Below are 14,814 nucleotides of genomic sequence, written 5' to 3'. Positions count from 1 at the left end.
CTCCCTATTGTTGCGTTAATTCAGCCAGCAGCGGCCAACGTTTAATTGCCGCCGCCAGTTGTTCCTGCTGCGATATATCGGTGTAATCTATTTCGGGCAGTGAAAATGTTTTACTCAGCGCCAGAAAATCATTTTGGAAGGCATAAACAAGCTTGTTTTCCTGAGCATTGCCAGTCTCTTCATCTTGCATTTTAGTTGTCATCTCTTGGTCAGGTTTCGTCAGCAGTGATAACGGCAAATGCCAGGAAAACGAAAAATGTTTTACAATGCTAAAACTGATGCTGTTTATTTTCAATGGTAGGTTTCTTTCTCAGCTTACGCTAGTAAACTGACATACATACTAATTTATCTCCAGGGGACGCCATGGAACCCATATTTTCGCTTGGCTTCCGTTCGTTGTGGAACGAATTGAACCACATGCCCGCAGGCGGCGTCTGGTGGCTGAACGTAGAAAGTCAGGATGATGCAATAAGTATTGTTAATCAAACAGTTGTTTCCCAACAATCGACGGCAAAGGTTGCCGTCATTTCGATGTCAGCAAAGTCTGGGCAAGCCATAAAGCTCGATCCGACTAAAGGGCCAGAAAAAGTACGCCTTTTTACCATGCCCTCATCCATCAATGGGCTCAACGCGCTGCGCCGCGATCTCATGTGCAGTATTAATCCTGAGCACTACTTTTTTATACTTTTAAGCTCAGATAACGTCTGGGAAAATATTTCCCCAGAGGATTTACGTCATTGGCTCGCCGTAATGGGAAAATGGACTAAACGCAATAAGTGCAGTCTGCTTTTTGTTAATGTTGGAAATAACAATGATAAACAATTCTCATTATTAGTCAGCGAGCATCGCAGTCTTTCCGGGCTTGCCAGCCTGCGGGCGCAAAGCGATATCCATCGCTATGACATCGCCTTTTGGTGTAATGAAAAAGGCGTTACTGCCGATCAGCAGCTCAACGTCCACTGGCAAAACGGGGCATGGCAGGTTGTAGAGGATGCCGAAAGCGCGCCTCAGCCGCGCAGCGATGAAAAAAGCGTCCTCAGCCACATTGCTGTTCTGGAAGGTGCTCCTGCCCTGTCGGAAAACTGGCAGCTCTTCGAAAACAATGAGCAACTGTTTGACGCCGCGCGAACTGCACAGGCCGCCACAATTATTTTCTCGCTCACCCAGAATAGCCAAATCAACAGTATCGCCCGCCAGATTCACGCCCTCCGCCGCCAGCGCGGCAGCGCGCTGAAACTGATCGTGCGGGAAAACCAGGCCAGCCTGCGAGCCACCGATGAACGACTTCTGCTGGGCTGCGGGGCAACGCTAATTATTCCGTGGAACGCCCCGCTTTCACGCTGCCTGACGATGATCGAAAGCGTGCAGGGTGTGAAATTCACTCGCCATGTCCCGGAAGACATTACCGTGCTCATCGACCAGATGCAGCCGCTAAAACTGCGCGGTTATCAGAAATGGGACGTTTTCTGCAACGGTATCGGGACGCTGATGAACAACGCCCTGCTGCCGGAGGATGGCAAAGGCGTGATGGTCGCACTGCGCCCGGTGCCGGGCCTGCGCGTTGAGCAGGCGCTGACGTTATGCCGTCCAAACCGCATGGGCGATATCGTGACCATCGGAGAAAACCGGCTGATGCTGTTCCTCTCCTTCTGCCGTATTAACGATCTCGATACCGCGTTGAACCATATTTTCCCGCTGCCGGTGAACGACCTTTTCACCAACCGCATGGTGTGGTTTGAAGACAGCCAAATCGCCGCCGAAATACTCCAAATGCAGGCCATGCGCCCGGAGAAATGGGTAAAACCGCTGGCCGCCACGCTCGACCTGAACAGCGTTCGCCATGCCAGCCACGAAGGGCATAGCTGGCGCAGGCAGCCCACGCCTGTGACGCTGCTGGATGACACCCCGAGGGAACAGACACAATGATGAACATCACAGACATCATTCAGCTCGTCGTGCTTTGCGCGATAGTTTTTTTTCCGCTGGGCTATACCGCTCATCGCTGGCTTCCCCGCTTTACCGCCGCGGTGCGGCTGATGTTTTTAAAACCACGCTACGTTAAACCGGCCGGGACGCTACGCCGACCTTCCGCCAGGGCAGACCATCAACATGACTAATCACTCTCAAACGGCAAAATCGCCGGCTCATTTTCTGCAGTACTGGCGTGGTCTGGGTGGCTGGAACTACTACTTCCTGTTGAAGTTCGGTTTGCTATGGACCGGTTACCTGAATTTTCACCCGCTGGCGAACCTGGTCTTTCTTGCCTTTTTGTTATTCCCGCTGCCGCCGCTGAAGCTGCACAAACTGCGTAACTGGATAGCCCTTCCCGTGGGGATCGGCCTTTTCTGGCACGATACCTGGCTGCCCGGCCTCGACAGCATGATGAGCCAGGGGAGCCAGGTCGTTGGCTTCAGTGCAGACTATCTTCTCGACCTGGTAACCCGCTTTATTAACTGGCAAATGATCGGCGCGGCGTTTGTGCTGCTGGTTGCCTGGCTTTTTGTCTCCCAGTGGCTGCGCGTCACGGTGTTTGTCGTGGCTATCCTGGTCTGGCTCAACGTGTTGACAGTGGCCGGCCCGGCTATCTCTTTACTGCCCTCCGCCTCACAAACAACGGCCTCCGTTAGCACCAGCGGTACCGCCGGGTCAACGGCCGCCGCCAATACTGCAGCACCTTCTTCCGGTGATATTCCGGCACAAACGGCCCCACCGACAAGCGACAATATTACCGCCTGGCTGAACAACTTCTACGCCAGCGAAGCCAAACGGCAGACCAAATTCCCGGACGCACTGCCCGCTGGCGCACAGCCTTTTGAGCTGCTGATCATCAATATTTGTTCCCTCTCATGGTCCGACATCGAGGCGGTAGGCCTCAGCTCGCACCCGCTGTGGAAACACTTCGATATTCTGTTCAAGAACTTCAACTCGGCGACCTCCTACAGCGGCCCGGCGGCTATCCGCCTGCTCCGCGCGAGCTGCGGGCAGTCGTCTCACAAAGGGCTTTATGAACCCGCCGGCAATCAATGCTATCTGTTTGATGACCTGGCCCGTCTCGGCTTCAAGCAGCAACTGATGATGGACCACAACGGGGTATTCGGTAACTTCCTGAAAGAAGTGCGGGAAAACGGCGGGATTCAGGTCCCACTGATGGATCAAAGCGGGCTGCCGAGCAATCTGCTGGCATTTGATAATTCGCCAATCTACGACGACACCGCCGTTCTGCAGCGCTGGCTGCAGGGTGAGCAAAATGACGGCGCGAACCCGCGCACGGCCACCTTCTACAACCTGGTGCCGCTGCACGACGGTAACCATTACCCTGGCAACAGCAAAACAGCCGACTATAAGGCGCGGGCGCAGAAGCTGTTCGATGAGCTGGATTCTTTCCTGACCGAGCTTGAGAAGTCGAACCGCAAAGTCATGGTGGTGATTGTGCCGGAGCACGGCGCGGCGTTGAAAGGCGATAAAATGCAGGTTTCCGGGCTGCGTGACATCCCGAGTCCTGACATCACCCACGTGCCGGCAGGCGTGAAATTCATCGGCATGAAAGCACCGCACAGCGGCGATGCCATTGAAATCAACCAGCCAAGCAGCTATCTGGCGATTTCAGAACTGGTTTCCCGCTCGGTGGACGGCAAAAACTTTGTTGCCGACCAGGTGGACTGGAGCGCGCTCACCAGCAATCTGCCACAAACTGCCCCGGTTTCGGAAAACTCAACGGCAGTGGTACTGAAGTATCAGGATAAGCCTTATGTCCGCCTGAGCGGGGGTGACTGGGTACCGTATCCGCAATAACGTTTGTGTTTAGACGACCAAAAACCGGTGCCTGGTGCGCCGGTTTTTTTATGGCGAAAATCGAAAATACTGTGCAACAACTGCAATAAGTCTAAATCTTCAGCGAGATGGATTCCTGAAAGAAAAAGACGTCATATCGAGATGCTGCTGAGCCCACTGCCGGACATTACGTTAGCCCAAAGGACTCAGGGTAATTTCTACGCGGCGATTCTGAGCTTTACCATCCGCGGTGCTGTTGCTGGCGATCGGGTTCACAGGGCCTGCGCCAGTGGTGCGAATACGGCTGGCCTCAACGCCCTGGGTAATCAACGCGCTTCCTACGCCGTCTGCACGCTGCTGTGACAGGCGCATATTCAGCTCGTTACTGCCGCTGCTGTCGGTATAACCGACCACGTTAACCGCCGTTTTTGGGTACTCTTTCAGCACCATCGCCACGCCGGTCAGGGTATTGGCACCCGCCGGTTTCAGGGTGGCGCTGCTGCTGTCGAAGGTGACATTGTTCGGCATATTCAGCACGATGTTATCGCCGCTGCGGGTCACGCTCACGCCGGTTCCGCGCATTTTGTCGCGCAGCTTAGCTTCCTGCACATCCATGTAGTAACCGGCGCCGCCTCCGAGGGCGGCACCAGCCGCGGCGCCAATCAGCGCGCCCTTGCCGCGATCTTTCTTCGATGACGAAAGTGCCCCCACGCCCGCCCCAACCAGCGAGCCAATCCCGGCGCCTATGCCAGATTTTCCGGCCTCGCTTTCGCCGGTGTACGGATTGGTGGTGCAGCCGGAAACCGCTAAGGTGCCACACACGACGGCGGCAATAATCATGACGCGTTTTTTCATCTTATTTCCTTCTATCCTTATTCATCCTTTGCCGGATATGCGCCCGGCGATTGATTATGACGGCAAATCGTGTAGAAAATTCCGGTAAGAATTCTGAATAGTTAACATAAATACGCGGGCGTACAGCCCAGCACCTGCCATCGCGGAGCCCAAATTGGCCTATACATCGCCTGCACGTAAACAGATCCTCACCGCCGCACATTGGGGCCCCATGCTGGTCGAAACCGACGGGCAACGGGTTTACCACTCTCGCGGCGCGCTTGAAACCGGTCATCAAAACTCGCTACAAAGTGCCGTGCCCGACCAGGTTCACAGCAAAGCTCGCGTGGCGTTTCCTATGGCCCGGAAAGGGTTTCTGGCCTCCCCGGATAAGCCTCAGGGAGTTCGCGGTAAAGATGACTATGTCCGCATCAGTTGGGATGATGCCCTGACGTTGATTCACCAGCAGCACAAGCGCATTCGCGAGAGCCACGGCCCGGCGGCCATTTTCTCAGGTTCCTACGGCTGGCGATCCAACGGCGTGCTGCACAAAGCCTCCACGCTGCTTCAGCGCTACATGAGCCTCGCGGGCGGCTATACCGGGCATTCCGGCGACTACTCCACCGGTGCTGCGCAGGTGATCATGCCCTACGTGGTGGGCTCTAACGAGGTTTACCAGCAACAGACCAGCTGGCCGCTGCTGCTTGAGAACAGCGAAGTCGTGGTGCTGTGGAGCGCGAACCCGCTCAACACGCTGAAGATTGCCTGGAATGCCAGCGACGAACAGGGCGTGAAGTTCTTCGAACAGCTAAAAAACAGCGGCAAAACGATCGTCGCCATCGACCCGATGCGCTCTGAAACGGTGGATTTCTTCGGGGAACGAGCCGAATGGATCGCCCCGCATATGGGCACCGACGTAGCGCTGATGCTCGGCATTGCCCACACGCTGGTCATTCGCGGCAGGCACGATACCGCTTTCCTCGCCCGCTGCACCTATGGCTACGACAAATTTGAAGCTTATCTGCTCGGCAACGCTGACGGGACGCCCAAAAGTGCGGCCTGGGCGGCTGAGATCTGCGGTATCCCCGCGGTAACCATCGAAAATCTGGCCGATCTTTTCAGCCGCAAGCGCACCATGCTGATGGCGGGCTGGGGTATGCAGCGCCAGCAATACGGCGAACAGAAACACTGGATGCTGGTCACGCTGGCCGCCATGCTGGGCCAGATTGGCGCCCCGGGCGGCGGCTTTGGCCTTTCCTACCACTTCGCCAACGGCGGCAACCCGACCCGCAGCGCAGCGGTTCTCGGTTCCCTGCAGGGCTCTCTTAAAGGCGGCACCGATGCCGTGGAGAAAATCCCCGTGGCGCGCATCGTCGAGGCGCTGGAAAACCCCGGCAAGGATTACCAGCACAACGGGCAACGGCACACCTTCCCGGACATTCGTATGCTGTGGTGGGCCGGCGGCAGTAACTTCACCCATCATCAGGACACCAACCGCCTGACCGCAGCCTGGCAAAAGCCTGAGCTGATCGTTATCTCCGAATGCTTCTGGACCGCAGCGGCAAAACACGCCGATATCGTTCTGCCGGTGACCACTTCGTTCGAGCGGAACGACATGACGATGACCGGTGATTACAGCAATCAGCATCTGGTCCCCATGAAACAGGTCGTCGCCCCGCAGGGAGAAGCGAGAAATGACTTTGATATTTTTGCAGAGCTAAGCGAACGATGGGAATCCGGCGGTGAAGCACGGTTCAGCGAAGGGAAAAATGAGCTTGAATGGCTGGCGTCTTTCTATGATATCGCCCGTCAGCGTGGCGCCACGCAGCAGATCGAGCTCCCGGACTTCAATGAGTTCTGGGCAGCTAACCAACTGATAGAAATGCCAGAAAATGCGAAAAATGCCGAATTTATTCGCTTTGCCGCTTTTCGGGACGATCCTGAGGCAAACCCACTCAAAACGCCGAGCGGTAAAATTGAGATCTACTCTGAGCGCATCGCCAGCTTTGGCTATGCCGACTGCCCGCCGCACCCAAGCTGGCTGCCACCAGACGAATGGCAGGGCAATGCTGCCTCCGGCCAGCTACAGCTACTTTCATCCCATCCGGCTCACCGCCTGCACAGCCAGCTGAACTATGCCGGACTGCGCGACCAGTACGCCATCGCCGGGCGAGAGCCTATTACGCTGCACCCGATTGACGCTAAAGCGCGCGGCATCGCTCACGGAGATTTAGTGCGGGTATGGAACGCTCGCGGGCAGGTGCTGGTTGGCGCTCAGGTAACCGATGGCATCAGGCCCGGCGTGGTGTGTATCCACCAGGGCGCATGGCCCGACCTGGATGAAGACCGGCTGTGTAAAAACGGCGCGGTTAACGTCCTCACCATGGATATTCCGTCTTCGCGGCTGGCCAACGGCTGCGCGGCAAATAACTCCCTCGTCTGGGCGGAGAAATTTACTGGTCCTGCTCCTGTCGTGACGGCGTTTGATCCGCCTGCCAGTTCATAATCCACGTCGGGTGCTGCGTTTCTTCCTGCCAGGCGCTCTCTTCGATATGAAAGCCGTGGCGGTGGTAGAAATGCACCGCCCGGCGATTTTTTTGATACACCTCGAGACTTAAGGCCGGGTATTCCGCCTTCACCTTCGCCAGCAATTCGCCGCCGATCCCCTGCCCGGCAAAAGAAGGTGCCACGAACAGCGCGCCGATAAACTGCCGATCCATCACGCTGATAAACCCCACCGTCTGCTGCTGGTGCAGATAAACCCACGTTTTTGACTGAGGAATATAGACATTGCGTACCAGGTTGAGGCTTTCGTACCAGTAGCTTTCCGGGATAAACGGATGGCCGTCGATAGTACTTTCCAGCCAGAGCGCCATGAGCGCATCCATTTCCCCAATGTTAAACAGCTGGATCATTGGCGAACATCAGGGTGGCAGAAGCAGGCCGTCACATGGTCATTGACCAGGCCGCAGGCTTGCATAAACGAATAGCAAATTGTCGACCCCACAAACTTAAACCCACGTTTTTTTAGCGCTTTAGACAGCGCATCTGACGTCGGTGTAAAGGCCGGGACCTCGCGGAGTGAAGCGGCATGCGACACCTGAGGTGTATGGTCGACAAATCCCCAGACAAAATCCGGGAAGCTCTCGCCGTTAGCTTCCATCGCGAGGAAAGCTTTGGCGTTGGTGATAATCGCCTCGATTTTCCCTCGGTGGCGAATAATGCCGGCATCCTGCATCAGCACATCCACCTCTTCCGGCTGAATCAACGCCACGGCATAGGGGTCAAAATGCCTGAAACGCTGTCGGTAATTTTCGCGTTTTTTCAACACGGTGATCCACGACAGCCCGGCCTGCTGGCCTTCCAGGCAAATCATCTCAAAGAGCTTCTGCCCGTCGGTAACCGGCACGCCCCACTCTGTGTCGTGATACTCCAGATACAGCGGATCCTGAGTGACCCAGCCACAACGTTCCATTTAGCTCTCCCTGTAACCTGCCGAGCGCGGGTAAATTTTACTTTCTGACAATAGTGAATCCGGGATATTTCGCAACCCTGAATGAGATCAAAGAAAGGGCACCTAACACCGGTAATTTTGCAAAGTGTTAACTATATCTCATTTATGATTTAACATTTGATATACAGCAAACACGGACATCACAACGATAGCGAGCACTAACCAACAAAACATAAAGTGCAACGAGAAGGCCGTTCATACCGTTTCAGAGGCACTTCATTCCGTTCTTCATGCATTTCATGCCGTTTTTTCCTGGAATAAACGGCGCTTCGCTATCGTAGGCGGCAGATAACTTCCCTTAGATTCGCAGGACATCTGCCATGAACGCTGCCACCTACAACCGTACTCGCTGGTTAACCCTCATCGGAACCATCATTACTCAGTTCGCGCTGGGTTCCGTTTATACCTGGAGCCTGTTCAACAGCGCGCTGTCCCAGAAACTGGACGCGCCAATCAGCCAGGTCGCCTTCTCCTTCGGCCTGCTGAGCCTTGGCCTCGCCATCTCTTCTTCCGTGGCGGGCAAACTGCAGGACCGCTTTGGCGTGCGTAAAGTCACCATGGCGGCGGGTGTGCTGCTCGGAGCCGGATTGTTCTTCACCGCACATGCCAACAACCTGATGATGCTCTGGCTCACGGCGGGTGTGCTGGTTGGCCTGGCGGACGGCGCTGGCTACCTGCTGACGCTGTCGAACTGCGTGAAGTGGTTCCCGGAACGTAAAGGCCTGATTTCTGCCTTCTCCATCGGCGCCTATGGCCTCGGTAGCCTCGGTTTTAAATACATTGATACCCACCTGCTGGCGGCCTACGGCCTGGAAAACACCTTTATGATTTGGGGTGGCCTGGCAATGGTGATGGTGCTGTTCGGCGCCACCATGATGAAAGATGCTCCGCTGCAGGAAACTAAATCCGCAAACGGCGCGGCAAAAACCGATTTCACTCTCGCTGAATCTATGCGCCAGCCACAATACTGGATGCTGGCTCTGATGTTCCTCACCGCCTGCATGAGCGGCCTGTACGTTATCGGCGTTGCAAAAGATATCGCTCAGGGCATGGTTCACCTGGATGCAATGTCCGCCGCCAACGCGGTCACCGTTATCTCCATTGCTAACCTTAGCGGCCGCCTGGTGCTCGGTATCCTGTCCGATAAAATTGCCCGTATCCGCGTGATAACTATTGGCCAGGTGATTTCTCTGGTCGGTATGGCTGCCCTGCTGTTTGCCCCACTCAACGAAGCCACCTTCTTTGCGGCCATCGCCTGCGTTGCCTTTAACTTTGGCGGCACCATCACCGTTTACCCTTCGCTGGTCAGCGAATTCTTTGGCCTGAACAATCTGACCAAAAACTACGGCGTGATTTACCTGGGCTTCGGCATCGGCAGTATCTGCGGCTCCATCATCGCCTCGCTGTTCGGCGGCTTCTACGTGACCTTCTGCGTTATCTTCGCGCTGTTGATTCTGTCGCTGGCAATTTCCACCACGATTCGCCAGCCGGTACGCGCCGTACTCAATCACAAGCACGCCCACGCCTGATAGCCTCGTCACACCCATATTAAGGCCGCCGAATAGGGCGGCCTTAACGCAATTCATCCCCGCCTCGCTTGCCCTCTTCAAACAAAAACACAACCACAGCAATGAAATAACCGTCTTTGGGGAGACTTTTTCACCACAAGCTGTATTATCCCGGCCAGGATAAATCCCCTTCTAACCGCCTTATCCTCTTTTCACGCGTCAGGCCAGCAGAGGGATGTCTCTCCTAAGACAACATTTGCTATCCAGAACAGTCCCACAGAGAAACGAGCATCATGGTACAAAAAACCAGCCGAAAATCGCTCTGGACATATCTTTATGTCACATTGCTTCTTATTGCAGCCCTGATCATCATTGCGGGTAACTCACCGCGTGATATCTATCCCCTTGTTATCGCGGCAAGTGCCTTCATTTTTACCTGCGGACTGTTTTATTTACTCTCCGCCAGAGTCATTTTTGCCGTCGGGACCAGCAGCCTGCTGGTGATCCTGCTGCAATTTTGTAACCAGCTTAAGGTCCACTATTACAAAGACCAGCTGCTGTTTAGCGATTTTTACCTGATGGCCGATCCGGCCAATGCGGGCACGCTGCTGCATTATCCTTCCGCCGGTATCGCCGTTGCGACAATGATAGCGCTGCTTATCCTGACGATTATTATCAGCTGGCGCGCCGTACCGCGGCGGAAAGGAATGCTCGCCCCGCTGATTGCCCTCGGCGTGATGCTGGGCTCGGCGTCGACGCTTAGCCACAGCGTACTGAAGAATCAGCACGACTGGGCCACCAAACTGCCTGGCGGAACCGGCGTGCTGTCAAACCTGGCGCTGTCAGGCATCCAGGCCAGCTATGACGCGCCAACGTTCCCTCAGGCAACGTCTCAGGAATTTATTTCCCGCGCGGCGGCGCTGAATAACAAGACAACCGCCTCAGCCAGCGTGAAGCCTGATATCGTTCTGCTGCTGCAGGAATCAACGGTGGATCCGCGCCTGTATAAAGTGCCTGATCCTCAATTACTGCCGCACTTCTCTATGTTTGAGCAGGACAGTAAGGTGAAAGCCCACACGCTGATGCGCGTGCAAACCTTCGGGGGCGGCACCTGGCTGTCTGAGTTCGCAGCCTTAACCGGAATGCGCAGCGATGATTTCGGGGCGTTGAAAAATTCGGTGTTTTATTCCGCGGTTGATCACGTCAACGACAGCCTGTTTAAGCAGATGAAAGACAACGGTTATTACACCGTAGTTCTGACGCCATTCAACAAATCGGCCTATAACGCCGGTCACGCCTACACCATGATGGGCGTGGATAAAATTATCCAGCCGCAGGAGTTGGGCTACCCGGGTGATTTGGCAGATAACCTGTGGCACATTCCCACCGCAGATGTCCTGAGCTATGTTAAAAAGCTCCTTGCCAGCCACACCGATAAACCCGTGTTTGTTTATGCCTTAACGATGTATGAACACGGCCCTTATGACGCAGGGCATGCCGATGATTACCAGCTCACGTCGGCGATGAAGAACAAGGATGCCGCCGGGAAATTCAGCCATTACGTTGAGAAGATTAAAAACTCAGAAACCGCGCTGGCTGACTTCTTCCAGTTTGTTGACCAACGCCCGCGTCCGACCATGTTTATGTACTTTGGCGACCACCAGCCAGCCATAGACTGGGCCAATGGCTACACCACGGAACAGGATGATCCGGTCCATCTTTCACAATTCAGCCTGCGGGATAATTTTAATGCCCCGCCGGTGGCTGACCTGGGCGCCATCACCGACATCGCTTTCCTTGGGGGGATGTTGCTCGAACAGGCCCAGCTAAAAGTGTCGCCGTTCTATCAGGCCAATATAGACATGCGCCATTTGTGCCAGGGCAGGCTGAATGATTGCCCGGACACAACGCTGTTTAATAGCTACAGGCATTATGTCTACGATGAACTGCATGCGGCCTCGAAGCCCTGATTCTCTTCGCTAAGCAGACGGCAAAAAGACCCCGGCCTAAAACTGGGGTCTTTTTTTGTTAAAAACCGGCCATTTCCTTCGAATTTTGCCCTCTTACCAGGAATCCTCTTCGTTTCACAAGCTTTTCAGAACTAGCTGGCGACTCCACGGTCTGAATAGCGCTTATATTTTATATCGCCTGGATGCCCTGCATGAATTACATAAAAACATTATCCCAGCAAAAACTGTGTCTCTTGCTGGGGGTATACATTGGCTGGTTTTTGAATATCTCTGTTTTCTACCAACGTTTTGATAGCCGTGCCCAGCTCTTCATCGCCTGGAAGGGCCTGGCCGCCGCGGCAGAGTTTTTCGCCTGCCTGCTGGTGACGTTTTTCCTGTTACGCCTGCTGTCGCTCTTTGGCCGCAATCTCTGGCGGGTGCTGGCCTCCTTCGTGGTGCTGTGTTCCGTGGCCGCCAGCTACTACATGACCTTCTTCAACGTGGTGATTGGCTACGGCATTATTGCCTCGGTGATGACCACCGATATCGATCTTTCTAAAGAAGTTGTCGGCTACCACTTTGCCATCTGGATGACGCTGGTCAGCGCTATCCCGCTGTTCCTTATCTGGTTCAACAGCGCCCAGGACACGCTGCTTCAGCAGTTGAAAACCCCCGGCCAGCGCATCAAAAACATCGCTATCCTGCTTTGTGCGGGCATGCTGGTCTGGGCCCCGTTGCGTATGCTGGGTGAAATGCAGTCCGACGATGAGCATGGGTCAACGACGGATATGGCAAGCTACGGCGGCGTGGTGGCCAGCTCCTATGTGCCGGTCAACTGGGTCTCTTCCCTGGGGCTTTTTGCCTGGGCGAATGCCGACGAATCCACCGGCAACGGTTCGCTGATGAACCCGACGAAAAAGTTCACCTACGTCACGCCGCCCGGGCTGCACGACGCTTATGTGGTGTTTATTATTGGCGAAACCACGCGCTGGGATCATATGGGAATATTGGGCTATGGCCGTGACACCACGCCAAACCTCGCCAAAGAGAAAAACCTGGTCGCTTTCCGCGGGGAGTCCTGCGACACCGCCACCAAGCTCTCGCTGCGCTGCATGTTCGTCCGCGAAGGTGGGGCAGAAGATAACCCTCAGCGTACGCTGAAAGAGCAAAACATCTTCGCGGTCTTAAAACAGCTGGGGTTTAGCGCCGACCTTTATGCCATGCAGAGCGAAATTTGGTTCTACAAAAACGCCATGCCGGACACCCTTGCCTTCCGCGAACAAATCGCCGCCGAGCCCCGCAATCGCGGTAAAACCGTGGACGACATGCTGCTGGTTGATGAGATGAAGCAATCTCTCGAGCAGAATCCTGACGGCAAACATCTGATCATTCTGCATACCAAAGGTTCCCACTTCTCCTATGCCCAGCGCTACCCGCGCAGCTTTGCGAAATGGACGCCAGAATGCATTGATATTGGCAAAGGCTGTTCAAAGGAGATGCTGATTAACGCCTTTGATAATTCGGTCCTGTATGTCGATACGATGATAGACAGCGTGCTCGACCAGCTTCGCGATAAGAAGGCGATAGTCTTCTACGCCGCCGACCACGGCGAATCCATCAGCGACTCCATGCACCTGCACGGCACGCCGCGTAAAATGGCACCACCGGAACAATTCCGCGTCCCGCTGCTGGTTTGGGCCTCGGATAAATACCTGGCCAATCCAACGGCTGCCGACGCCTTTAAACATCTGCAAGAGCAGGCAGCCATGAAGGTGCCGCATCGCCACGTTGAGTTGTTCGACACCATCCTCGGTTGCCTGGGCTACACCTCGCCTAACGGCGGCATAAACGAGAATAACAACTGGTGCCACGTGCCGGATAAAGCGGCGAACTGAATAAAAAAAGCTCAAAACCTCTGAAGGTTATGAGCTTTATTTTCTGCCTGAAAGCACCTGCGGGTGCATTCATGGTTATTATTCTACAGGCACAAACTCCTCAATCGGCTCGCCCATGCTGTTCAGGTAGGTTCTGTATTTTACTTTACCAGAATCGCCGTCAGAGAAATCGTAGGTCCCGGTGCACTCGAGCTTATCCTTACAGGCTTTGACCGTAACCTGGTCGTAAGCATCAATCACTTTTACCCCAGCGTTATTGGAGTCCAACACGTCGTTATAAGCTTCAATTAGCGCCTTTATGACTTCCACCTGATTGCAATCGACGCGGCTATAATCTTCCGCTGCGGCCTGAAAAGAGCATGCACTTAACGCGGCGAAGAAAACGGCTGAGATACGTGCTTTGCCTTTTATCCCGCGACATGTTCAGCGACAGCGAGCTACCGCCCAGACTTGAGCTCCCGCCCGCTGACGCTGCTGAGGGTATTCCCGGCGTTCAGCGTCGTCTCGGTATGCGAGGTACCGGTGCCTTTCTCGTTGCCTTTGCCCTTGTTGGCGCTGGCGTTAACCGAAATGCCGTGGCTTTCGTTTTTGCCGTCCAGTTTCTGGCTGTTCAGGGATTAGGCGAATTTTGAGACAGGGGCGCTGCTCGAGGTGCGGGTGGTGCCCGGTTGCCTGATACTGACTGCCTGGGAGCCATTTCCGGCTCCGCCGCCTGAACCGGAGAGAGCCGCCCCAGCCTGAGCCGGAGAACATGCAGACGCTGAAGAAGGTCTGTAAGTCCTCCGCCCGCAAGCAAAAGCAGGTCACTAAGCTTATCGAGGTGATCGGCAAACCGAAGCGGTAAAGAGCTAACTGACTGGTGTATAAAGTAAAGAACCCAACCGTGGAGGGTTGGGATTTATTGCTAGATAAGATCTTACTTACTTTTTAGCGCAGGCACTTCATAGTAAAAAAACCATAGGATAATACTTGCTGGGATAGATCCAAAAGTAGCGCCTCTCAATCCTTTCCATAAGTTATAAAAATAAGAAGTACCTTCAGATAGATAAGTTAATCCTTCAAAAAAAAGGAAAAAAACCGTGACAATGGAGCAAATAGCAAGCTCAATTAGTAAGAAAACCTTAGCTAACACGACGAGGCTTTTCATCATTTATTTGCCTCAGATTTTTTTCTAAATATTTCGGTAATAGTTTTGATGCAGCAGAATCACCCATATTACCGACTATAGATGGTAACGGATCATCACCACTAATTTCAGCCTGGTAATAACCACTGGTTGCGTTCCATGTCACCGTAGGATTATATCCCTTACCGACTGTAATACCGCCAAACATTACTGAAGC

The 14,814-nt window shown here is 54.4% G+C and carries 14 protein-coding genes and 1 pseudogene; 9 read left to right on the top strand and 6 right to left on the bottom strand.

Translation table 11 applies throughout. The features are described from left to right. Window positions 1–4: 4 nt before the first annotated feature. Window positions 5–190, bottom strand: coding sequence for a cellulose biosynthesis protein BcsR (gene bcsR, locus A936_RS18905; RefSeq protein WP_008460599.1), 186 nt, complete (start codon window positions 188–190; stop codon window positions 5–7). Window positions 191–363: 173 nt separating this feature from the next. Between bcsR and bcsE the strand changes: the two genes are divergently transcribed. The 3 genes from bcsE to bcsG are packed head-to-tail and all read left to right on the top strand — an operon-like array spanning window position 364 to window position 3,792. After that, window positions 364–1,926, top strand: coding sequence for a cellulose biosynthesis protein BcsE (gene bcsE, locus A936_RS18900; protein WP_034809960.1), 1,563 nt, complete (start codon window positions 364–366; stop codon window positions 1,924–1,926). After that, entirely contained in the window at window positions 1,923–2,117 is a 195-nt protein-coding gene (bcsF, locus tag A936_RS18895) for a cellulose biosynthesis protein BcsF (protein WP_008460596.1), read from the top strand. The genes bcsE and bcsF overlap by 4 nt, the downstream gene beginning before the upstream one ends. Beyond that, window positions 2,110–3,792, top strand: a complete 1,683-nt coding sequence (bcsG, locus tag A936_RS18890; protein ID WP_008460594.1) for a cellulose biosynthesis protein BcsG — start codon at window positions 2,110–2,112, stop codon at window positions 3,790–3,792. The genes bcsF and bcsG overlap by 8 nt, the downstream gene beginning before the upstream one ends. Before the next feature lie 171 nt (window positions 3,793–3,963). Here bcsG and A936_RS18885 read toward each other — a convergent pair whose 3' ends face one another. Beyond that, on the bottom strand, window positions 3,964–4,626 hold the full coding sequence (locus A936_RS18885) for an OmpA family lipoprotein (protein WP_008460592.1): 663 nt from the start codon (window positions 4,624–4,626) through the stop codon (window positions 3,964–3,966). 154 nt (window positions 4,627–4,780) lie between these two features. Between A936_RS18885 and A936_RS18880 the strand changes: the two genes are divergently transcribed. Further along, window positions 4,781–7,111 (top strand): molybdopterin guanine dinucleotide-containing S/N-oxide reductase, encoded by a 2,331-nt coding sequence (locus tag A936_RS18880; RefSeq protein WP_034809957.1) that lies wholly within the window; start codon window positions 4,781–4,783, stop codon window positions 7,109–7,111. On the opposite strand, the gene A936_RS18875 is transcribed toward A936_RS18880, so the two are convergent. Continuing rightward, a complete protein-coding gene (locus tag A936_RS18875) occupies window positions 7,059–7,520 on the bottom strand; it encodes an N-acetyltransferase (protein WP_008460587.1) in 462 nt (153 codons plus the stop codon). The genes A936_RS18880 and A936_RS18875 overlap by 53 nt on opposite strands. Further along, the gene (gene tag / locus A936_RS18870) at window positions 7,517–8,080 is read right to left on the bottom strand and encodes a DNA-3-methyladenine glycosylase I (protein ID WP_008460585.1); all 564 of its coding nucleotides are present in this window, start codon (window positions 8,078–8,080) and stop codon (window positions 7,517–7,519) included. Before tag ends, A936_RS18875 begins: the two co-directional genes overlap by 4 nt. A gap of 359 nt (window positions 8,081–8,439) precedes the next feature. Here tag and A936_RS18865 point away from each other — a divergent pair, with 359 nt between their 5' ends. From A936_RS18865 to eptB, 3 genes are all read left to right on the top strand, one after another. Next, window positions 8,440–9,648 (top strand): L-lactate MFS transporter, encoded by a 1,209-nt coding sequence (locus tag A936_RS18865; protein ID WP_008460583.1) that lies wholly within the window; start codon window positions 8,440–8,442, stop codon window positions 9,646–9,648. A 272-nt stretch (window positions 9,649–9,920) separates the two neighbouring features. Continuing rightward, the gene (locus A936_RS18860) at window positions 9,921–11,597 is read left to right on the top strand and encodes an LTA synthase family protein (protein ID WP_008460581.1); all 1,677 of its coding nucleotides are present in this window, start codon (window positions 9,921–9,923) and stop codon (window positions 11,595–11,597) included. 191 nt (window positions 11,598–11,788) lie between these two features. Further along, window positions 11,789–13,471, top strand: a complete 1,683-nt coding sequence (gene eptB, locus A936_RS18855; protein ID WP_008460580.1) for a kdo(2)-lipid A phosphoethanolamine 7''-transferase — start codon at window positions 11,789–11,791, stop codon at window positions 13,469–13,471. 78 nt (window positions 13,472–13,549) lie between these two features. On the opposite strand, the gene A936_RS18850 is transcribed toward eptB, so the two are convergent. Beyond that, window positions 13,550–13,780: a hypothetical protein gene (locus A936_RS18850; RefSeq protein ID WP_008460578.1), complete on the bottom strand. Its 231-nt coding sequence runs from the start codon at window positions 13,778–13,780 to the stop codon at window positions 13,550–13,552. A gap of 86 nt (window positions 13,781–13,866) precedes the next feature. Here A936_RS18850 and A936_RS24115 point away from each other — a divergent pair, with 86 nt between their 5' ends. Together A936_RS24115 and A936_RS24110 are read left to right on the top strand one after the other, a co-directional pair. Then, window positions 13,867–14,103, top strand: a complete 237-nt coding sequence (locus tag A936_RS24115) for a hypothetical protein (RefSeq protein ID WP_237717596.1) — start codon at window positions 13,867–13,869, stop codon at window positions 14,101–14,103. 119 nt (window positions 14,104–14,222) lie between these two features. Further along, window positions 14,223–14,315 (top strand): SymE family type I addiction module toxin, encoded by a 93-nt coding sequence (locus A936_RS24110; protein WP_008460576.1) that lies wholly within the window; start codon window positions 14,223–14,225, stop codon window positions 14,313–14,315. 277 nt (window positions 14,316–14,592) lie between these two features. Here the strand turns inward: A936_RS24110 and A936_RS23535 are convergent. Beyond that, window positions 14,593–14,814, bottom strand: a pseudogene (locus tag A936_RS23535) (hypothetical protein); the annotation flags it as partial.

The organism is Enterobacter sp. Ag1, assembly GCA_000277545.1.
Taxonomy (GTDB): domain Bacteria; phylum Pseudomonadota; class Gammaproteobacteria; order Enterobacterales; family Enterobacteriaceae; genus Cedecea.
Note: the sequence above shows the minus strand (reverse complement) of the source record. Positions and strands in the feature narration are given on the sequence as shown.